General features: G+C 64.4%; 20 protein-coding genes. 16 read left to right on the forward strand and 4 right to left on the reverse strand.

What is annotated here, in order from left to right; all coding sequences use genetic code 11:
• Positions 1–664: 664 nt before the first annotated feature.
• The 3 genes from ASF57_RS21815 (at position 665) to ASF57_RS21825 (ending at position 5,242) form a co-directional block, all read left to right on the forward strand.
• Complete coding sequence (locus ASF57_RS21815) at positions 665–2,926, forward strand: TonB-dependent siderophore receptor (protein ID WP_082504291.1); 2,262 nt, start codon at positions 665–667, stop codon at positions 2,924–2,926.
• A 45-nt stretch (positions 2,927–2,971) separates the two neighbouring features.
• The gene (locus tag ASF57_RS21820; protein ID WP_156376265.1) at positions 2,972–4,567 is read left to right on the forward strand and encodes a PepSY-associated TM helix domain-containing protein; all 1,596 of its coding nucleotides are present in this window, start codon (positions 2,972–2,974) and stop codon (positions 4,565–4,567) included.
• A gap of 93 nt (positions 4,568–4,660) precedes the next feature.
• The gene (locus ASF57_RS21825; RefSeq protein ID WP_056487287.1) at positions 4,661–5,242 is read left to right on the forward strand and encodes a PepSY domain-containing protein; all 582 of its coding nucleotides are present in this window, start codon (positions 4,661–4,663) and stop codon (positions 5,240–5,242) included.
• Between the two features lie 97 nt (positions 5,243–5,339).
• Here the strand turns inward: ASF57_RS21825 and ASF57_RS21830 are convergent, their stop codons facing one another.
• Both ASF57_RS21830 and ASF57_RS27315 read right to left on the reverse strand, forming a co-directional pair.
• Positions 5,340–6,698 carry a sigma-54 dependent transcriptional regulator gene (locus ASF57_RS21830; protein WP_056487289.1) on the reverse strand — a complete coding sequence of 453 codons (1,359 nt, stop codon included), beginning with the start codon at positions 6,696–6,698 and terminating at the stop codon, positions 5,340–5,342.
• Positions 6,695–6,829, reverse strand: coding sequence for a hypothetical protein (locus tag ASF57_RS27315; RefSeq protein WP_280138772.1), 135 nt, complete (start codon positions 6,827–6,829; stop codon positions 6,695–6,697). Before ASF57_RS27315 ends, ASF57_RS21830 begins: the two co-directional genes overlap by 4 nt.
• 212 nt (positions 6,830–7,041) lie before the next feature.
• Here ASF57_RS27315 and ASF57_RS21840 point away from each other — a divergent pair, with 212 nt between their 5' ends.
• The 6 genes from ASF57_RS21840 to ASF57_RS21860 all read left to right on the forward strand — a co-directional run bounded on the left by ASF57_RS21840 (position 7,042) and on the right by ASF57_RS21860 (position 11,909).
• A complete protein-coding gene (locus ASF57_RS21840; RefSeq protein ID WP_244477058.1) occupies positions 7,042–8,175 on the forward strand; it encodes a site-specific integrase in 1,134 nt (377 codons plus the stop codon).
• Positions 8,172–8,954: a hypothetical protein gene (locus ASF57_RS26005; protein ID WP_156376266.1), complete on the forward strand. Its 783-nt coding sequence runs from the start codon at positions 8,172–8,174 to the stop codon at positions 8,952–8,954. The genes ASF57_RS21840 and ASF57_RS26005 overlap by 4 nt, the downstream gene beginning before the upstream one ends.
• Positions 8,955–9,048: 94 nt before the next feature.
• Positions 9,049–9,276 (forward strand): helix-turn-helix domain-containing protein, encoded by a 228-nt coding sequence (locus ASF57_RS21845; protein ID WP_056487299.1) that lies wholly within the window; start codon positions 9,049–9,051, stop codon positions 9,274–9,276.
• Between the two features lie 246 nt (positions 9,277–9,522).
• Positions 9,523–9,909 carry a hypothetical protein gene (locus ASF57_RS21850; RefSeq protein WP_156376267.1) on the forward strand — a complete coding sequence of 129 codons (387 nt, stop codon included), beginning with the start codon at positions 9,523–9,525 and terminating at the stop codon, positions 9,907–9,909.
• Complete coding sequence (locus ASF57_RS21855) at positions 9,906–10,181, forward strand: hypothetical protein (protein ID WP_156376268.1); 276 nt, start codon at positions 9,906–9,908, stop codon at positions 10,179–10,181. Before ASF57_RS21850 ends, ASF57_RS21855 begins: the two co-directional genes overlap by 4 nt.
• 9 nt (positions 10,182–10,190) lie before the next feature.
• Positions 10,191–11,909 carry a hypothetical protein gene (locus ASF57_RS21860; protein ID WP_056487308.1) on the forward strand — a complete coding sequence of 573 codons (1,719 nt, stop codon included), beginning with the start codon at positions 10,191–10,193 and terminating at the stop codon, positions 11,907–11,909.
• A 1,189-nt stretch (positions 11,910–13,098) separates the two neighbouring features.
• Here ASF57_RS21860 and ASF57_RS21865 read toward each other — a convergent pair.
• Positions 13,099–13,341 carry a hypothetical protein gene (locus ASF57_RS21865; RefSeq protein ID WP_056487311.1) on the reverse strand — a complete coding sequence of 81 codons (243 nt, stop codon included), beginning with the start codon at positions 13,339–13,341 and terminating at the stop codon, positions 13,099–13,101.
• A 473-nt stretch (positions 13,342–13,814) separates the two neighbouring features.
• On the opposite strand from ASF57_RS21865, the gene ASF57_RS21870 reads away from it, so the two are divergent.
• The 5 genes from ASF57_RS21870 to ASF57_RS21890 all read left to right on the forward strand — a co-directional run bounded on the left by ASF57_RS21870 (position 13,815) and on the right by ASF57_RS21890 (position 17,909).
• Positions 13,815–15,446 carry an SGNH/GDSL hydrolase family protein gene (locus ASF57_RS21870; RefSeq protein WP_056487314.1) on the forward strand — a complete coding sequence of 544 codons (1,632 nt, stop codon included), beginning with the start codon at positions 13,815–13,817 and terminating at the stop codon, positions 15,444–15,446.
• An 83-nt stretch (positions 15,447–15,529) separates the two neighbouring features.
• Positions 15,530–15,847 carry a hypothetical protein gene (locus tag ASF57_RS21875; RefSeq protein WP_056487317.1) on the forward strand — a complete coding sequence of 106 codons (318 nt, stop codon included), beginning with the start codon at positions 15,530–15,532 and terminating at the stop codon, positions 15,845–15,847.
• Positions 15,848–15,940: 93 nt separating this feature from the next.
• Positions 15,941–16,225, forward strand: a complete 285-nt coding sequence (locus ASF57_RS26010; protein WP_156376269.1) for a hypothetical protein — start codon at positions 15,941–15,943, stop codon at positions 16,223–16,225.
• On the forward strand, positions 16,222–17,634 hold the full coding sequence (locus tag ASF57_RS21885; protein ID WP_056487324.1) for a hypothetical protein: 1,413 nt from the start codon (positions 16,222–16,224) through the stop codon (positions 17,632–17,634). The genes ASF57_RS26010 and ASF57_RS21885 overlap by 4 nt, the downstream gene beginning before the upstream one ends.
• Positions 17,634–17,909, forward strand: a complete 276-nt coding sequence (locus ASF57_RS21890; RefSeq protein WP_056487326.1) for a helix-turn-helix domain-containing protein — start codon at positions 17,634–17,636, stop codon at positions 17,907–17,909. The genes ASF57_RS21885 and ASF57_RS21890 overlap by 1 nt, the downstream gene beginning before the upstream one ends.
• Before the next feature lie 2 nt (positions 17,910–17,911).
• Here the strand turns inward: ASF57_RS21890 and ASF57_RS21895 are convergent, their stop codons facing one another.
• Complete coding sequence (locus ASF57_RS21895; RefSeq protein WP_056487336.1) at positions 17,912–18,160, reverse strand: hypothetical protein; 249 nt, start codon at positions 18,158–18,160, stop codon at positions 17,912–17,914.
• Between the two features lie 290 nt (positions 18,161–18,450).
• Here ASF57_RS21895 and ASF57_RS21900 point away from each other — a divergent pair, with 290 nt between their 5' ends.
• Complete coding sequence (locus tag ASF57_RS21900; protein WP_056487337.1) at positions 18,451–18,663, forward strand: ribbon-helix-helix protein, CopG family; 213 nt, start codon at positions 18,451–18,453, stop codon at positions 18,661–18,663.
• A gap of 1 nt (position 18,664) precedes the next feature.
• Complete coding sequence (locus ASF57_RS21905) at positions 18,665–19,045, forward strand: phage tail assembly chaperone (protein WP_056487339.1); 381 nt, start codon at positions 18,665–18,667, stop codon at positions 19,043–19,045.

The following is a 19,045-nucleotide window of genomic DNA, read 5'->3' on the forward strand; positions in this document are numbered from 1 at the left end:
GGAGCAGGCGGTTGCGCAGATCGCCCTGCCGGGGCACCGGGCCGGCCTGCTCGGTCCTGGTGAGGGGAGCCTTGGCCGGAGGAGCGTTGGCCAGAGGAGCATTGGAAGGAGGGGGTTTGGGCTGGACAGTGTCGGGCATGGCGCTCCCTCACGACGGCAAGAGCGCGCTCTGTCTCCCAATCGCTTGCGGCCGAACCGGAGCAAGCAACCATTTGATAGTAGTCGTCCTTACGTAAAAATCAAGTATTTCCAAAAATTACGATGCGCATCTGCTGAAAAAACCGACTTTTCGCGCATCGAAATACGAGCGCGGTTGCGGAATTGCCTCCTGGGCACGGTGCCGGTCGCGAAACCCGTTCGACGCTGCGGGCTGTGCGGTTTCGGTGACACCGCGACGCTTTCACGAGGCGCCGGGATGAGAGGCGGCGATGGTCCGTGGCGTCGACCATAGTTCCAACCTGGAATAAGTAAAAAACATAGTCCTTGCATCGTAATTATGAATCCTGCCAAGACGATTTTGGGTCACGGACAGTAAGTCAATTCACGTCTGCGACACCGCTCTCGTGCTCACCCGGAATGGTCTTTGGCTGTGAACCGCTTTGTGCTGAATGATAACGCCCGTCCGATCGCCAAGGTAGCCCAGCGTTGCCTTCTGGCGACGCTGATGTCAGGCGTTTCCGCGATCGGGTTCGGTATTCGCGAGTCTCATGCGCAGAACGCCACCGATGCGGTCACCCTCGACACGCTCTCGGTGGAGGGCGTCGGCCTCGGGCGGAACGCGTCGGGCAGCCAGCCGGGCGGGGCGGTCGGGCCGGTGCGGGGCTACGTCGCCACCCAGAGCCGCGTCGGCACCAAGACCGACACGCCGATCCTGGAGACCGCGCAGTCGATCTCGGTGGTCGGTCGCCAGCAGATCGAGGATCAGAACGCCATCACGATCAACCAGGCGCTGCGCTACTCGCCGAGCGTCACCACCGAGCAGCGCGGCGGCTCCGGGGCCAGCCGCCTGGAACAGTTCTTCATCCGGGGCTTTACGGCGCCGCTGTTCCTCGACGGCCTCGCCCTGCCGGGCAGCCGCGACGCCTCGGCCAGCATCGACCCCTACCGGCTCGAGCGCATCGACATCATCAAGGGGCCGGCCTCGGTGCTCTACGGGCAATCGGGACCGGGCGGCATCGTCAACCTCGTGTCGAAGGTTCCGCAATTCGTCCGCCACGGCGAGATCTTCGTCCAGGGCGGCGGTTTCAACGAGGTCCGGGGCGGTTTCGACATCGGCGGCCCCCTCCCCGCCGAGGCCGGCCCGCTCGCCGACCAGTTCGCCTACCGGGTCATCGGCCTCGGCTGGACGGGCGACGGCCCGGCGGTGACCACCCGGGTCGAGCGCGTGCTCATCAACCCGAGCGTCACCTGGCGGCCCTCCACCGACACCTCGCTGACCATCATCGGCAATTACGAGCGCGATCCGTTCTCGGGCTTCTACGGCGGCTTCCCGGCCGTGGGCACGGTGTTCCCGCGCAACTTCGGCAACGGCTTCACCGGCCGCCTGCCGGTGGACTTCTACGACGGCGACCGCAACTTCGAGCGTTCGGACCGGACCCAGGCCTCGATCAGCTACATCTTCGACCACAATGTCAACGAGGCCCTGCACTTCCACTCGGCGGGGCGCTACCTGCGCACCGAGGGCGATTACCGCAGCGTCTACGGCGCCTTCAACGACACCACGGGACCCTTCGCCAGCGGCCCGCTCATCGACCGCTCGCGCATCGCCACCCGGGTCGGCATCGACGCCTACACCCTCGACAACAACCTCGTGGGCAAGTTCGATACCGGCATCTTCGCCCATACCGCCCTGGTCGGCGTCGATTACCGGAGCTTCGAGACCCGGACGCTGTCGTCGGCCTTCCCGGCCGCCCCCAGCCTGAACGTCCTGTTTCCGAACTACGCCATGAACATCCCGACGCCGCCCTTCACCACGGATTCGCGGATCACCTCGGAGCAGACCGGCGTCTATTTCCAGGACCAGGTGAAATTCGACCGCCTCGTCCTCACCCTCGGCGGCCGCTACGACTGGGCCCGCAATTCCGGCCCGACCCGGAGCCTCGCCACCAACGTCGTGACCAACCAGGACGTGCCGTCCGAGGCCTTCACCGGCCGGGCGAGCCTGCTCTACCTCTTCGACAACGGCTTCGCGCCCTACGTCTCCTACAGCGAGGCCTTCGAGCCGATCACGGCCGGACGGATCTTCGACGCGAATTTCGGTTCGATCGGCCGCATCCCGGACCCGATCACCAGCGACCAGTTCGAGGCCGGCATCAAGTACCAGCCGCCCGGCACCGACATCCTGCTCACCGCCGCCGCCTTCGACATCCGCCGCTCGAACGCGACCAACCCCGATCCGGTCAACCGGAACTTCGTGGTGCAGACCGGCGCGGTCGGCGTGCAGGGCATGGAGTTCGAGGCGCGGGTCAATCTCGCCGAGGGCCTGAACGTCATCGGCGGCTTCTCGTTCATCGACGCCCGCGTCGTGACCGACCTCACCACCACGCTGAACCAGGTCACCAACCAGCAGGTGGCGCTCCAGGGCCGCGTCCCGGTCCAGATCCCGGACACCACCGTGTCGCTGTTCGCCGATTACCGCTTCACCAGCGGCCCTCTGCTGGGCCTCGGCATCGGCGGCGGCGTGCGCTATCTCGGGTCGTCCTGGGGTGACCCCGCCAACACCTTCAAGGTCCCGGAGAGCGTCCTGGTCGATGCCGTGCTGTCCTACGACCTGAAGAACCTCGACACGACGCTCAACGGCTTCACCCTGCAGGTCAACGCGCAGAATCTCCTCGACGAGCGCTACGTCACGGGCTGCTTCAGTTATTCGAACTGCTATTACGGCCTGCCCCGCACGGTCTACGCCACCCTGCGCTACCGCTGGTAACGCGCAGGCTCAGGGCGGCGCGACAATCCGCAACCGGAGGACCGCATGGGGACGACCTTCCGTCAGGCGATGGCCTGGCTCCACACCTGGTCCGGCCTGATCGTCGGCTGGGTCCTGCTGGCGGTCTTCGTCACCGGCACGGCGAGCTACTACCGGGCCGACATCTCGCGCTGGATGCGCCCCGAATTGGTGCAGGCCGCGCCGCTCTCGCCCGACGCCATGGCGCGGGCGGCCGAACTCGGCGTCGCCCACCTGACGGCCCATGCGGGCGGGGCCCGGACCTGGTTCGTCGGCCTGCCGCAGCCCGACAGCCCGGTCATCGACCTGTTCTGGCGGACGAAGCCCGGCACCCCGCCGGGGCAGGCCCGGCTCGACCCCGCGACGGGCGCGCCGGCCGCGATCCGCGACACGAAGGGCGGCGATTTCCTCTACCGCTTCCACTTCGAGCTGCACATGCCGCCCCTGTGGGGCCGCTGGATCGTCGGCATCTGCGCCATGGTCATGCTCGTCGCGCTGATCTCCGGCATCGTCACCCACCGGCGCATCTTCGCCGATTTCTTCACCCTGCGGCGGGACAAGTCGCCCCAGCGCGGCTGGCTCGACGCCCACAACGTCACCGGCGTGCTGGCGCTGCCGTTCCACCTGATGATCACCTACACGGGCATCGTCACCCTCGCGGTGATGTACATGCCCTGGGGCATCACCACGGCCTACAAGGGCGAGGCCCAGACCTTCTTCGCCGAGAGCGGTCAGATCCCGGCGCCGCGCGCCCCCGCCGGGCAGCCCGGCACGCTCGCGCCCATCGGCCCGATGGTGCGGGACGCGATGGCGCAGGTGTCGGAACCCCTGGAGCGGCTGTCGATCGCCAACCCGCGGGACGCGAATTCCGTGGTGACGGCGGTGTTCGAGGAGCCGCACGGGCTCTCGCACGCGCATCCGCAGATCGCCTTCGACGGGGTGACCGGCGCGGTGCGCGAGGTCCGGCAGGGCGGCCTCAAGCCGGCGACCCGGACCTTCACCACCATGGTCGGCCTGCACGAGGCGCATTTCGCCGGGCCGGCCCTGCGCATCCTGTTCTTCGTCTGCGGCCTGATGGGCTCCGCCATGGTGGCGACCGGCCTCGTGCTGTGGTCGGTGGCGCGCCTGCCCAAGGCCGGCGAGCGGGGCTTCCTCGGCTTGCGCCTGGTCCAGGCCCTCAATATCGGCGCCGTCGCAGGGCTGCCGGCGGGAATCGCGGCCTACTTCCTGGCCAACCGCCTGCTGCCCCTCGGCCTGTCGGGGCGGGGCGACTGGGAGATCGGGGCCTTCTTCACCATCTGGGGCCTCGTCACGCTCGCGGCCCTCGCGGGGCCGGGGCGCAGGGCCTGGGGCGCGGCGCTGGCCGCGACCGCCGGTCTCTATCTCGCGGTGGTGGCCGCCGACCTCGCCCTGGTCGATCACCGCTGGGCCGGGCTCTTTGCCGGGCAGGCGCGGTTCGTGTGGTTCGACGCGACGCTCCTCGCTTTGGCGGGCCTGTTCGCCTTCGCGGCCCGCAAGCTCGCCCGCTATGCCGGGCCGCGGCGGGCGGCCCGGGCCGCCGCGGCCGCGCCAACCCGTGCGGGCCTCGGCGACTTCGCCCCCATCGGCCCGTCCGCCCGCTGAGGCGGGCGCGCAAACGGCTCGGTGCGGGGCAACCAAACCGGCCCGTGCCCGTTTCCAGGGTCCTTCAACGAACCCGAAACGGGACGACCCGCCATGATGTACCGCCTTGCCGCCGCCGCCGGCCTTTTCGCGATGAGCGCCGGCCTCGCGCTGGCCCAGACCCCCGCCACCACCCCGGCCACCGGGACCGCCGCCGGCGGCACCGTCGCCAAAACCGACAAGGACCTGAAGGAATATCAGCTCGCCGCCGTCAGCAAGGTTACCCTCGCCCAGGCGCTGACCACCGCCGAGAAGCAGGGCGAGAAGGGCCGCGCCATCGACGCCGACTTCGAGAAGGCCGATGGCAAGAACCCGAACCACTACAGCATCAAGGTCGTGTACCCCGACGGCAAGCTTGTGGAGTACGGCATCAACGCCGATGACGGCGCTCTCTACAAGACCGAGAACCAGCCGATCGAGCGCTACTTCACCCGCCTGAAGCCGGCCGATTTCCAGAAGGCCACCGTCTCGCTCAAGGACGCCCTCGTCATCGCCGAGAAGAAGGCCGGCGGCGGCAAGGCCTACGAGGCCGAGGTCGAGCGCGAGGGCGCCTCGGTCGAGTACGAGATCAAGGTGGCGCAGGCCGACCGCGAGCAGACCGTCAAGGTCGGCCCGGACGGCAAGGTCGTCGACTGATCCCACCCCGGACGGCCGGCCCCCGGGCCGGCCTCCCTCCATCCCGGCCTCCATTGCGGCCTCCATGCCGGCGAGACGGCCCTGGTCCCGCCGGGGCTCAGCGGTAGTCGGTCGGCGTGAGCCCGTGCCGGGCGATCTTGTCGTAGAGGGTCTTGCGCGGCGTGCCGAGGGATTCGGCCGCCATCCGGACATCCCCGCCGGCCATGATCAGCTCCTCGCGGATCAGGCTGCGCTCGAAGCGGTCGACCTGATCCGCCAGGGTGCCGGCGGTGACGGCCTCCGGGGCGGAGCGCTCCAGGTCGGCGAGGCCCAGGGCGAAGCGTTCGGCGAAATGCCCGAGTTCGCGCACGTTGCCGGGCCAGTCGTGCCGACGCAGGTGGTCGAGCACCGGGCCGGTGATCGCCGGGACCTCGCGGCCGAACCGGGTGGCGGCCCGCCGCAGGAATTCCTGGAACAGCAGGATCACGTCCTCGCGCCGGTTCCGTAAGGGCGGGATCGCGATCGTGATCACGTTGAGCCGGTGGTAGAGGTCGTCGCGGAACGTCCCCTGCGCCGCCGCCTGTCCGAGATCGACCTTGGTGGCGGCGACCACGCGCATGTCGACGGCCATGGTGTCGTTGCCGCCCAGCGGTTCGACCTTGCGTTCCTGCAGCACGCGCAGCATCTTCACCTGCAGGTTGAGCGGCATGCTCTCGATCTCGTCGAGGAAGAGCGTGCCGCCCTGGGCGTGCTCGATCCGGCCGACCCGGCGCTTCAGGGCGCCCGTGAAGGCCCCGGCTTCGTGGCCGAACAATTCGCTCTCGGCGACGCTGTCGGGCAGGGCGCCGCAATTCATCGCCACGAAGTTGCGCTTGGCCCGCCGGCCCCAGCGGTGCAGGGCGCTGGCCACCACCTCCTTGCCGGCCCCGGTCTCGCCGAACACCAGCACGTCGACATCGGCATGGGCCACCTCGCGCACCAGCTGACGCAGGCGCACCATCTCGGGCGAGACTCCGAGGAAGGCCGGGTCCTCCTCCAGGGCGGCATCGAGGCGCGCCCGCAACTGGCGGTTCTCCAGCACGAGGCGGCGGCGCTCCAGGGCGCGCCGGGCCGAGGCCAGCAGCGCCTCGGCCGGGTAGGGCTTGGCCAGGAAATCGTAGGCGCCGTCGCGCATGGCCGCGACCGCCATGCGGATGTCGCCGTGCCCGGTAATCAGGATCACGGGCAGTTCCGGGTCGATCGTCCGCAGGCGCGCGAACAGGGCATTGCCGTCGAGGTCGGGCAGGCGCACGTCGGTGATGACGAGGCCGGGCGGATCGGCCAGGATCGCCGTCAGGGCCGGCCCGGCCGCCCCGAAGGTCTCGACCCGGAAGCCGTCGAGCTCCAGGCTCTGCCGGTTGGCGCGGCAGACCTCCGCCTCGTCGTCGATGAAGACGACCCGCTCGGCCGAACCCGGCCCATCCGCTGTCTCGCTCACGTGGTCGCCTCCGCCGGTCCCGCCGCCCGGCCGGCCTTTTGTCCCAGGCTCTCTTGCTGTTCCAGAATCGTCTGCCGATCCAGGCCCTCTTCGGGGTCCCGGACCTTGGCCAGGACCTTGGCCAGCACCATGCGGAAGATCGTTCCGCCGCACAACCGTCCGTGACTGTCCGCCGTCGTCTGAAAGGTCATTGAAAACATTTGGATTTCCAGCGGTGGACGGTTGCCATCGTCCGCCCCTGTGCGCCACAATCCGCGTTAAGAATGTGGGTAGAAGTGGGGGCAGAATGGCGGCACCGGGGAAGCTTAGTGCCTTGTCCGCTAGCCGAGCAAGGGTGGCTGGCATGTACGGCGACGGCGGCGGATTATGGCTTCAGGTTTCAGGAGCTGGAGCCAAGAGCTGGATCTTCCGCTTCACCCTGAATGGCCGGTCTCGGGAGATGGGGCTGGGGTCGTTCTCCACCTTCACACTGGCCGAGGCGCGTGAGAAGGCGCTTGCCTGCCGGAAGCTTTGTGCTGAGGGGATCGATCCGATTCAGGCACGACAGGTCCGGCGCGGCGAGGCTCAGCTAGAAGCAGCGAAGGCCATGACCTTCCGCGAGTGTGCCCTCGCCTATATCGAGTCGCACAAAGCCGGGTGGCGGAATGCCAGACATGCCAGTCAGTGGCCGACAACCCTTGAAGGTTACGTCTACCCAGTCTTCGGCGATTTGCCTGTGCAGGCTGTCGATACTGGCCTCGTGATGAAGGCGATCGAGCCGATCTGGGCGACGAAGTCGGAGACGGCCAGCCGTCTGCGCGGGCGGATCGAGTCGGTCCTGGATTGGGCGACCACGCGCGGCTACCGGCGCGGCGAGAACCCAGCTCGGTGGAAGGGGCACCTTCAGAACCTGCTGCCGAAGCGGTCGAAGGTCCGGCGGGTCGCGCACCACGCCGCCCTGCCCTACTCTGAGATGGCCAGCTTCATGGCCGAGCTACGAACACGCGAGGTCGTCGTTGCCCGCGCGCTGGAGTTCACCATCCTGACGGCAGCCCGCACCGGAGAGGCTATGGGTGCTCGGTGGGTCGAGATCGATCTCTCGGCGGCCATGTGGACGATCCCGGCAGAGCGAATGAAGGGTGGGCGCGAGCACCGCGTGCCGCTCTCGGCTGCCGCTGTGGATCTCCTCAAGGTCCTGCCGGGTCCCTCTGCTGGCGAGTTCGTCTTCCCTGGGGGGCATGGCAAGCCGCTGCCAAAAACTTCCATGCTGGAGTTGCTGAAGCAGGTGCAGCGCCTGGACGTCACCGTTCACGGTTTCCGGTCCACGTTCCGTGACTGGGCTGCCGAGACGACAAATTTCCCATCCGACGTAGTGGAGATGGCCCTGGCACACGCGGTGTCCGACAAGGTCGAGGCGGCTTACCGGCGCGGCGACTTGTTCGCGAAGCGGCGTGAATTGATGGATGCATGGGCGCAGCATATTAGAGGCAGGCCATGAGCAATCATAATTCGATCACTCCGCGGACATCCCAAGAGGATCTGTTGCTCTTAGCGAGTGCCGCTAAGCACCTGTCAGCGGCAGATCGAAGAGTTGTGGTGAGTGGTCTTTTTGAAGAAGCGCTTAATCACCCGACTGCAACCGAGGCAGAGATTTTTACGGCTGCCTATGGCGAGCCAACAGGGGCTCGTTACTGGTCGGGATGGCTTGAAGACGATTTCTCGCCCTTGTATGAATTTGTGCAATTTCTTGAAGCTCATCGAGGAAAGAAGTCCGACATCTTCCAGATCACTCGCAGTCCTGTTCTTGAAGCAATTGCGGTGGCCGCAAGGTCCGCGCCTAATTGGTTGAAGGGCGACATGGATGCGATTGTTCGAGGTGAAAATCACCCTCAGTTCCTGGCGGGCTGCGAAGTGCGTCGAGGAAACGCAATAAAGTGGCTGTGTAGTCACTCGGATTATTCAGAGTTATTGCCAGATCAGATTGTTGATTATCTAAATAAAACGAAGAATACGCCCTTCGTTACTAACCAACCAGATGACGATCGTGGGCCAGGAAGGCCAACAACCATGCACCTCATCGAAGCGGAATTGCGGAGAAGGGCAAGCTCGGATCATGGGGCGCATACAATTGCTGACTGGGCAAAAATTCTGGCTGAATGGCACCGCCAAAATCACCCTAACAATCTCTGTCCGTCGGAGAAGAGAATCGGGAATAAACTTGGTCGCGTCATCAGGGAGTTGAAGCTTTATCGGTCAGCAAAAGGCGAGCGCCCATAATTATAAATTTGGGCGTGCTTTTATGGGCGCCCATTCCACGACAAGTTCTTCCTGCATCCGCTGAAACACCGGCGGACACGTAAGGATCACCGCCATGGACTTTCACAAGGTTCAGGCGCCGCAGGATGTCCTGCGCGTCGCATCGATGAAGCTCGCCTACACGGTGACAGAGGCCCAGGGGGCGACCGGTCTCGGCCGCTCTACGATCTACCTGCTGATTTCTGAGAGGAAGCTGCGGACGATCAAGGTCGGCACCCGCACTCTCATTCCGGCGGACAGCTTGCGCGGGTTCCTGGCCTCTCTTGAGATGGAGGCCGCATAGGATGTTGAAAACAATTGAGGGACGCAGCGCCGGCAAGCGCTCACGTCCCTCGGATGTTGTCTCTCGGCAGATCGACAGCTCCGAAGCTACCGTATCCCTCCCCTCCCTTCAAGCGGCTTACCTCGCGCAACGTTATAATCTGTCGCCGTCGATCGCTGCGGTTTTAATAAGCCACTGCTTCGGCTTCTCCGATGATTGGAGGGCTCGGCGATGAGCAACTCTATCTCTCGCCAGAGGCGCCGGATCATGGCGCGCTACGCCGAAGCGGCAGACCACGCCGTCGAGGGCGACCGCCGGTTTTTTCAGCGTCATCCTGAGCGGAACTACCTCATCCGCGTCTTGTCGCGGGCTGAACGAGCGCAGATCGAGGCTCTTAAAGGCAGCACGCTCAACCTTACGTCCGATGCGCCAGTTGCCTTCTCGGCGATCAAGCAGCTCGCGCCCGGCGTGCGGCTCCGGTTCGTCGCCTTCGGTCCGGTTGAGGCTGTCGGCGAGAACCTAAGCGAGGTGGAAGCCCGCGCGGTCTGGGAAGGCCTTGCCGACGTGCATCCGACGGTGCGCGAACGTGAAGTCATGTTGAAACAGGCCATGTGCCAGCCAGGCGGGCCGCTCCACCAGGGAGGCGCAGCATGACCGAGCAACCCTATCACGGCACGCCAGGCGCTCTCCGAGACTTCGTGGCTGAGTGCCTGAACATGACCGCCTTCTACTCCGGAATGGCCGTCGACTATGCGGCAGCAGGCGACGACGTCCTTCTGGACGTCTCAGTTCGTCGCGCGATTGCCGCGCTCCGTCAGGGCGCCTCGACGCTTCAGATGCTGAAGGAGGAGAACGCAAAGCTCCTCCATGCCCGTCAGGTCGCACGCGCCGAACGTGAGGGCGCCGATGCGGCGCTCGAATTGTAGGGGGCCGACATGGAAGATCGTGATCCCTTCGACGAGATGTACGAGGCACTGGGTCCGGAGCTTGCCCGTCCCTGGCCCCCCATCAGCGATGACGAGGAGGTTCTTGCGAAGCCAAAGAAGGCCAAGCGGAGCAAAGGCGACCGCCCGACAGGCGGCGCGCCCTGTCACCTGCCGGTCGTTCGCGCTGCGGCAGGTGAGGTTCCGCGCGCCATTCGCGAGACTGAAACGCTGCTGCTTGATGCCGGCACGCAGATCTACACGCGCGCCGGCTCGCTGGTCCGGCCGGTGACTGACACCGTGCCGGCATCCAAGGGCCGCACAACCACGATTGCTCGGTTTCGGTCGTTCTGCCAGCCGAGCCTTGCTGACCACCTTGCTCGGGTGATCCGATACCGCCGGTTCGATAAGCGATGCGAGGATTGGGTGGACACCAATCCGCCGTCCGACATGATCGGCGCCATGTTGGCGCGCGAGGGCGAGTGGCGGCTGCCACCAGTTGCCGGGATCATCACGACGCCGACACTGAGGCCGAACGGTACGTTGCTCGCCACGGCTGGATACGATGCCGAAACCCGGTTGTACCTTGCTCTTGACCGAGACTTCGTCCTGCCTTCGATGGCGGACCGCCCTACACGGCCCCAGGCTGAACAGGCGCTCCTTGTCCTTGAGGATCTGCTCGCCGGCTTTCCGTTCGTGGAGCCAGTCGACAAGGCTGTCGCCTTGTCAGGCATCCTGACTGCCGTCGTTCGCGGCACGATCTCGGTTGCACCACTTCATGCGATCCGAGCTCACAGCCCCGGCACCGGCAAGAGTCTGCTGGTCGACATCGCTTCAGTGATCGCGACCGGACGGCAATGCCCTGTCATCGCAGCAGGCAAGACCGAGGAGGAAACCGAAAAGCGTCTCGGTGCTCTGCTGCGTGACGCAGTCGCTGTCGTCTCGATCGACAACGTGAACGGTGAACTTGGTGGCGACATGCTCTGCCAGATGACGGAGCGCCCGCTCGTGCGCGTGCGCATCCTTGGCAAGAGCGAAGCACCTGAGCTTGAGGTGCGGTCGACCGTCTTCGCAACCGGCAACAACCTCACACTTGTGGGAGACATGACTCGTCGCACCGTGCTGTGCACCCTTGATGCGCAGGTGGAGCGGCCCGAGTTGCGGGAGTTCGACTTCGATCCTGTTGAGCGCGTCATGGCCAACCGGGGCGCCTATGTCGCCGCCGTCATGACGATCATCCGCGCCTATCAAGCCGCTGGCGCGCCGAGGGTCTGTGGTCCCATTGGCAGCTATGGGGAATGGTCCGCCATGGTGCGTGCACCGCTGATCTGGCTGGGTCATGCTGATCCGGTTGCCAGCATGGAGAAGGCTCGCGAGGAAGATCCCGAGTTGTCGGCGATCCGTGAGCTGTTCGGGCACTGGCGCAAGCACCTGTCGATAGCCTCAGGCTACACGACGAACGCCGTCATCAAGACGGCCTGCGCGAAGGCCGCCGGCAGCAGCTTCGACTATGGCAACGTCGACTTCATTGCTCCCGAATTCCGAGATCTGCTGCTGCGACAAGCCGGTGACGGCGGCGCTGTGAACAGCCGGCGCCTGGGCAAGTGGCTAGGTCGGATAGGCGGCCGTGTTGTTGATGGAAGTTGGCTCCATGTTCGCGTCGATGGCAGCAACGGAAACCGCTTTACCCTCTGCGAAACAGACGCGCATGCATGGGAGCCGCCGTTCTGATGGTGATCAGGGCGCGCGCTGATAGGGGTTTAAGGGGTTTCAAGGGTTTGTTTCAACCTACGCGTGGAAACTGTCAGATCCCTGTTCTGACACTCCTGCCAGCGCGGCTGGGAGCAACCCCTAAAACCCCTCAAACCCCTATCTAGCTCTGCATTGGCCCATCTGATCGCCCACGCTTCGTAGCGCGCTCGCCCGCAATCTGCGCCGCTCCTGTCGCGGCTTAGATCAGTAGGGCTTTGGCGATAGGCTGGGGCGCGTCCGTAGAGCGGAGGCTGTTTGAAGGGGGGCGTAGGGACTACCGCACGTCCCCACCGCAGCGCCTGAAAAATCCTGGCCGGAACAGCGCCATCCAAATGAGGTTCATCGAGTGCGCGCTACTCTTGGCGGGTCGCGTGCGCTTCCCAGACTTCCAAACTTCAGCCGCTCCTTAGGGGGCGGTTTTTTCGTCGGACGGGACCCCAAACTGGCAAGGGCGGATACACCATCCGCCTCGCAGAAGGAGTTATCAGTCAGTAATCAATGGCTTGGGCTAAGTAGCCACGAGCCTACCCACGGCGGCACCCACGAGGTAGGCTGAGATCCTGAGAGAATGGCCATACACTCCGCCCGAAACCTGCGTGCAGCTGGGGCAATCACAGCTCTCGCCGAAAGAATGAACTTTGAATTTTCTCTGGAACGGTTGGTGCACGCTGCCGTTCCTAAGCCGCCCAAGGCACAGGTGAGATATCCATGGCTGATAGCCCGACCGTTCTAAGCGCTACCCAATTTGCGAGCGCTCCTAAGCGGAAAAGCTATGGCACGGCCCTTGTTCTCGGGTCGGCAGGCATTGTGACGCTTAGCTGGATAAGCCTGCTCGGCTGGGCAGCGTTGTTGCTCGTCGGCCTTTAATCTGCGGCCTCGGGCCAGACGGGCGCCATGGCGACGAATTCTAGGACGAGGGCGAGGCAACCTAGATAGACGTTTGCATAAGCAAGCATGGCTCCCTCCCCGTTGTAAGCGTTCCTACCCCACACCTCTACGGCGGCGTGATCTACGTATGTGCCGGTTCTGGCCGAGGGCGGCAAGCACGATAGTTCACCGCCATGCAAGATGCTGCCATCATGGTTTGCCGTGTGGTAATGGGGACACGGCTTCCAATGCGCCGGCTTTCCCAGGTTTCCACGCGATGCCGACTTGGGGTGCCCGCGCTCTAGAAGGACCGTAGGCCAGCCGAGGGATTATACGTCCTCTCGATGGCCGCCTGGATCAGATCTCGCAGCAGGTCGGGCGCTAGTTCCGGATCGTCTTGCGGGATCTCCGCTTCCTTCGAGGCCGCGCTGAGGCGCTTCATAACCGAGCCAACTCGCTCCTCTGTGCGTCCGTTAAAGAACGGATCGCTGTGGACATGCTCGCTGATCCAATCACGCACAAAATTCGATGGGTTCTCGGCCATGGGTTTCCCTGTGTCGAAATCATAAGCCTTCCCCTCGAATTAAGTTCGAGGGTGCGACGAAGGCCGCACGGTGCGTGTCAAGCAATCTGTCCGCTGGCATCCAGTGTTGTTCGCTGGTGTTCGACAGTGTTTGCTCGTGTAATATCTTGAAAATCGAGTAATAACTGAATATATATTTCTGTAGCGCCTAGTTCGTTGGGGGTTCGCTTGCTGATGAGGCGACAAGTGACCTTCAGTGAAAGCGGGGCCAAGTATCCCGAGGGGGCGCGATCCCTCCAACAACGGAAACTCTAGCTGCGTGGCCCCGCCCGTTCAGGCGGCTTCATAACGTTCAAGCTGGGGAAGATCGCACATCAATTCTCAAGGCGGAGATGTTCGTGGCCGGCACTTACGATCTGATCTTCAGCCCAACTTCGGCGCAAGGCGCGCTGTCATTGCAGTCTGCACTAATTGCCCGAAGGGAAGCTTGAGACATGCCGCGCACACTCGGCCAGCCCAGCACCAATCCGCAGACCGGCATCACGCCAACGCACACCCTCATGGCGCGCAACCCGTCCGGGACCGGAGCCGCAGCGGCCTGGGGTGAAGTCGCCTTGAACGACCCCACTTTCATCGCTGCGCTGAAGGGCGTGCTCGGCCTCACGGGCACGACCAACCCAGATCCTGGCACCTTCGGCCCGTACATGGCCTCAGAGACGGTAGCCAAGGCCGCAACCGTCGTTGGCGCGAAGCGTGTCGTGTCTGGCTATTCGGGGCCGCTCTTTCGCCTCGTGCGAGCGTCCGATGGAGCGACGCTCGACGTGCTGCCGGCCTCTAACTCCGATTGGCCGGACTACAGCGCTATCGACACATGGGCGGGCGCGTCGACCCCGACCGTCGACCGCGTTTATGATCAGATCAGCGGCGCGGCTGTGTTTACGCAGACGACAGCGGCCTTGCGCCCTTCGTTCACGGGCTTAGCCTCGGTTTCGGGCAAGCGCCCCATCAGCTTGGACGCAATGTTTGAGGGAACGATCAAGTCCCTGAAATTCGGCGCCGGGATTACTCTATCGCGGCTCGATATGGGCTCGCACATGGTCATCAATCCCCGCGCCGGCTATGCCTCGCGGATGTATTGGGAGTTCAACGACGGGGCCAGCACGTCCTACCTGTCGTTGTTCCAAAACGTGAGCTATTTCGGGTCCGGCGGCAATGCAGCCAACTCGGCAGGAAAGCGCCTCAAGTCACGCGTCCAGACCATCGGCTACGCCACCTCGGCTTCTGCGCAGACGTTTTTCATTGAGGGCGTCAAAACAACTTCGGTTGTTAGGACCGCACAGTCGATGAATGGGGGCGGACACCTTGGCTCATCGCTCGCAGATACGTCCATCTGGAGCACGCACGATATTTTTAGCCATGTCTTCTTTGCGAGCGCCCCCGCCGAAGCCGACTTGATGGCCATGGACGCTTGGGCGGCGCAGGCGTTTCCGCTGCCGGCTGTGGCTTCCAATCGTCTCTGCTACTCGGGTTCGTCCCTCAACGAAGGATGGGGCTCTACGCTCAACCAAACGCCTCTGTGGCAGGCTGCCTTCGACAGCACTTGGGAGGCGTACAACTTCGGCTTGGGCGGCCGGAAGCTCTCGACGGAATATGCGAACCGGGTCTCGGGCGACTTCTCCGTTTACGATGCCACGAAGGCGAAGAACGTCCTCATCATCGACGCGCCGTCGAATGACATCGGATCGGTGACGTTCACGTCACAGGCCGACGCCGAGCAATGGGCTGACGACTTCCTTGGCATTACCAACAACGGCCGAGCGACCGCCGTCACCCTGCCTTTCGTCACTGAAGCAAAGACCAAGGGCTTCCGGGTTGTGGTGCCGACGACGATTGCACGCGGGGCCTTCACGGCGGCGAACTTCCGAGAGTTTGCCCGCCTTCGCTACAATGCACAGCTCAAGTCCGCCGCTACTGCGAATGGATACATCGTTGCAGATCGTGCTGGCGATGCGCGGCTGCAAACTCCGTCAAACACAACTTACTTCCATACAGACGCCACGCACCTCAATACGGCAGGTTATGGCGTCATGGCGAGCATCGATAAGGCTGCAATTCTTACGGCCTGAGAGTGGCCAGCAATCATTTTCTTCCTTTCCATCTTTGACCCGGCCGCGCTCGACGTTCCGACGATGGCTTGAGGAGGCCTTCCATGCCCTACACCTACGATCCCGTTTTCGGTCCGAACAAAGAGGCGCCGATTGCCGTCATCCCTGTGAGCACGAGCGGCGTGCCGCTGGGTGGCCCCTACACCAAGGCAGTCGTTCTAACGCCAGGCACGCCCGTTGCGGCAGGACGCGGTGTCATCGTCAAAGGCTCCGGCACCTTTGGGCTCAAGCTCCAGGGCGGCGGCACCGTGGCTGTGAGCGATGCGACCGGCGGCGCAGGGACGGTGTATGACGGCTTTGCCGTCATTGACGCGGACATGACGGGCGCTGGCACGGGTGCCGCCGTCCAGATCCTCTACTGAGTGGCTGAAATGGCCGCCCCACACCCCCGCCATCAATCTCGGCTCACGAACGGCTCGACGCTGTTTTTGGGCAACGTGGATGCTCGCTCATCGGTGGCCAGGCGCTACGCCGACATCCTGCGTGAGCTTGAGGCAGAGCGCGGTGGTGCAGCTGGGCTCAGTGTGACCGCCCGCGAAGCAATGCGCGCCTATGCCGGTCTGGCCGTTCGCTTGGAGCAGCTTCACACCGACATCGCCGCCGGTAAGGAAGTCGACCCGGAGGCCCTTGGGCAGCTCGGCGATCGGCTCGACAGGCAGGCCCGCCGCATGGGGCCTGTGAAGGCGCCCGAGCGCCGAAGCCTCCGCGATCACTTCGCAGCGGGTGGCGCTCGCCCATGAGCCGCATCATCACCATGCGGGCGGCTCTGACCGATCCCGACATCTTCGGCGCCATCCTGCCCGGTGAGACCTGGGCCGCTTGGCGCGCCATCCTCATCGCCTCTCAGGGCGAGCCCCTGACGGACGACGAGCGCGTGATCTTCACTGGGCTGACCGGCCGCGAGCGCGAGCCTGACGAGCCCTGTGACGAGGTCTGGGGCGTGGTCGGGCGCCGAGGCGGCAAGACCCGCGCTTTTGCCGTGGCCGCCGCCTACATGGCGGCCTGCGTCGACTACGAGGGCCGCTTCGCTCCTGGCCAGCGCGGGCGCCTGCCAGTAATGGCGTCGGCCAAGGACCAGGCGACGGAAGCCTTCCGCTACCTGCTCGGCATCTTCACGGAGGTGCCGATGTTTGCCGACATGGTCGAGGGCGAGCCGACCCAGGACACGATCCGGCTCAGCAACCGCGTCGACATCGTCGTTCAGCCAGCCAACTTTAAAACCGTGCGCGGCCCGACGCTGGTAGCGGCTGTCTGCGACGAGATCGCGTTCTGGCACTTGGAAGGTGCTGCCAACCCGGATCGCGAGATCCTGCGCGCGATCCGACCGGGTCTGATGACCTTGGGCGGGCCGCTGTTCGTGCTGTCGAGCCCCTATGCCAAGAAGGGCGAGCTGTACGCGACCTATCGGCGGGACTTCGGGGCAAAGGGCGATCCGCGCGTGCTGGTGATCCAGGCGCCAACGCTGGCCATGCACGACAGCCCCAAGATCCAGCGCGAGGTGACGCGGGCCTATGAGCGCGATGCCGAGTCGGCCAAGGCCGAGTTTGGCGCCGAGTTCCGCGACGGCATCTCGGACTTCGTCGGCACGGAGGTGGTCGACAGCTGCACCGATCCCGGCGTGGTCTCGCGCGATCCCGTGCCAGGCATCGCCTACTCGGCTTTCATCGACCCGGCCGGCGGTTCGGGCCAGGACAGCTTCACGCTGGCCATTGGACACCGGGCCGAGGATGGGTGTGGCGTCCTCGACCATGTCGCCGGCATTGCCCCGCCCTTCTCCCCTGAGGCCGCCTGCATCGAGTTCGCCGCCACCCTAAACCTCTACGGGATCAGCAAGGTTACGGGCGACAACTACGCGGCCGAGTGGCCGAAAGAGATGATGCGCACCCACGGCATCACCTATGAGCGCTCCGACAAGGCGAAGGGCACGATCTACGCCGAGTTCCTACCGCTGCTGAACAGCCGACGGGTGCGCCTTCTCGATCATGATCCAATGCGCAAGCAACTGCTCAACTTGGAGCGCCGCACCGCCTGGGGCGGCAAGGACTCGATCGACCATCCGGCCAACAGCCACGACGACTTGATCAACGCCGCTGCCGGAGTGCTCGTCGGCGCCGGCACGCGCAAGCTCTCGATCATGGATCTGCTCTGATGCGTTCCGCCCCTCAGGTGCTCATCCCGTGGAACCCGGCCGAGGCGATCACCGTCTCGCAGGGGGCCGCCATCGCACGTAAATCGCCCCGTACCGTCCGGGAATGGGCGGCCCGGTACGATATCGGCCGGCGCGTGGTCGGCGGCGACTGGATGCTGTCCCGCGTCGCTCTGCTGATGCTCCTGGAAAGCAACGGCGCGGCGCTGGCGGCCTATCTCGCTGGCGATCGGGAGAGCCAAGCCGTTACAGATTATTTTCGAAGAGCTGAGGTCTGAGCTCAGACCTGATGCGACCCATGCCACGCGCCTGAAACAGTGACCTTCGCGCTGTAGACCATTTCCCCGGAGGAATTGCGGATCGAGGCGGTGAATGCCTGCTGATCGCTTTTTGGCAGTGCGTCCTTGGCGATCTCGGCGAGTGTCCGCAGAACCTCAGCTCGGCCTGCCTTTACGTCAGGAAGGTCGATTCCCTCTTCATCCACAAAACGCGAGCGGCCGTCATTAAAGTCAAAATAAAGCCTGGGCATAAGCGAGCACCTGATCCATATTTTCCTTCGTCAATGATCGTATTTATTTTATTTATCTATAGTTTGCTTTATCTCAGGTTAAGATCGGTCACAGTGTCGGGTGGCCGACAATTTGATGGATCATGCCGGCACTCGCGACGAACTTCCGCATCCCGCCGTAAGCAATCCTTTGCACACCTCAGCGGATTTATTTCAGTTGCAGGCGAAGTGATTTCGGCATTGTCGGCAATATCGGCGGAAGCGGCGAACCCGACCTTCCAGCTAATGCCAAGCGCGGGCAAGGTCACGTCATGTCCTTACTCGAACTTCCTGCCCCCAGCTTCACCGATGGACGCGGCCTCTACCCTGAGCGTCTAAGCGCCAGCGTACCGCGCGGGCTGACCGACCTTGTGAAGGCTGCTGCCAGCGCCGAAGGCGTCGCAACGAGCGAGTTCATCCGGCGCGCCATCGCAGCTCGGGTCAGCATGTTCCAGTACGCTGCCACCCTCAACGAGAGCGAATAGCATGGCATCCGAGAAGAAGATCGGTGGCGTTGTCTACCGTTGTGACAAGATCCCGGCCGAGCAGTCGCTCAAGCTCTACATGCGGCTGAACCAGGTCTTCAAGGGCGACCAGGTGGTGCTCGGTACCATCGCGGCCAATGTCGACCGGGAAGGCGCCCTACAGGCGTTCCTTCACGCCTCGATGAACCAGGTCCTCGACAGCGATGACGTGGTGGCCCTGATCACCGAGGCGGTCGGCCTGTGCCGCGTGGGCAACGACCCCGCCATCCTCGGCGTGAAGCCGAACACGATGGACGACGCGGTCGAGGTGGCGTGGTTCGCCTTCGGAGTGCAGTTCCGGGATTTTATCATCGCCGGCCTCGGCAAGATGGCGGAAGCCTAG

The organism is Methylobacterium sp. Leaf117 (assembly GCF_001422985.1).
Classification (GTDB): Bacteria; Pseudomonadota; Alphaproteobacteria; order Rhizobiales; family Beijerinckiaceae; genus Methylobacterium.

Coding starts and splice junctions, on each gene's coding strand:
- ASF57_RS27315 (WP_280138772.1), bottom strand. CDS start 6,829: ATGGTGCTGGCCAAGGTCCTGGCCAAGGTCCGGGACCCCGAAGAGGGC.
- ASF57_RS21870 (WP_056487314.1), top strand. CDS start 13,815: ATGCCGCGCACACTCGGCCAGCCCAGCACCAATCCGCAGACCGGCATC.
- ASF57_RS21895 (WP_056487336.1), bottom strand. CDS start 18,160: ATGCCCAGGCTTTATTTTGACTTTAATGACGGCCGCTCGCGTTTTGTG.
- ASF57_RS21900 (WP_056487337.1), top strand. CDS start 18,451: ATGTCCTTACTCGAACTTCCTGCCCCCAGCTTCACCGATGGACGCGGC.
- ASF57_RS21850 (WP_156376267.1), top strand. CDS start 9,523: ATGGCGCGCTACGCCGAAGCGGCAGACCACGCCGTCGAGGGCGACCGC.
- ASF57_RS21905 (WP_056487339.1), top strand. CDS start 18,665: ATGGCATCCGAGAAGAAGATCGGTGGCGTTGTCTACCGTTGTGACAAG.
- ASF57_RS21855 (WP_156376268.1), top strand. CDS start 9,906: ATGACCGAGCAACCCTATCACGGCACGCCAGGCGCTCTCCGAGACTTC.
- ASF57_RS21890 (WP_056487326.1), top strand. CDS start 17,634: ATGCGTTCCGCCCCTCAGGTGCTCATCCCGTGGAACCCGGCCGAGGCG.
- ASF57_RS21840 (WP_244477058.1), top strand. CDS start 7,042: ATGTACGGCGACGGCGGCGGATTATGGCTTCAGGTTTCAGGAGCTGGA.
- ASF57_RS21860 (WP_056487308.1), top strand. CDS start 10,191: ATGGAAGATCGTGATCCCTTCGACGAGATGTACGAGGCACTGGGTCCG.
- ASF57_RS21875 (WP_056487317.1), top strand. CDS start 15,530: ATGCCCTACACCTACGATCCCGTTTTCGGTCCGAACAAAGAGGCGCCG.
- ASF57_RS21820 (WP_156376265.1), top strand. CDS start 2,972: ATGGGGACGACCTTCCGTCAGGCGATGGCCTGGCTCCACACCTGGTCC.
- ASF57_RS21825 (WP_056487287.1), top strand. CDS start 4,661: ATGATGTACCGCCTTGCCGCCGCCGCCGGCCTTTTCGCGATGAGCGCC.
- ASF57_RS21865 (WP_056487311.1), bottom strand. CDS start 13,341: ATGGCCGAGAACCCATCGAATTTTGTGCGTGATTGGATCAGCGAGCAT.
- ASF57_RS26005 (WP_156376266.1), top strand. CDS start 8,172: ATGAGCAATCATAATTCGATCACTCCGCGGACATCCCAAGAGGATCTG.
- ASF57_RS21885 (WP_056487324.1), top strand. CDS start 16,222: ATGAGCCGCATCATCACCATGCGGGCGGCTCTGACCGATCCCGACATC.
- ASF57_RS21815 (WP_082504291.1), top strand. CDS start 665: ATGTCAGGCGTTTCCGCGATCGGGTTCGGTATTCGCGAGTCTCATGCG.
- ASF57_RS21845 (WP_056487299.1), top strand. CDS start 9,049: ATGGACTTTCACAAGGTTCAGGCGCCGCAGGATGTCCTGCGCGTCGCA.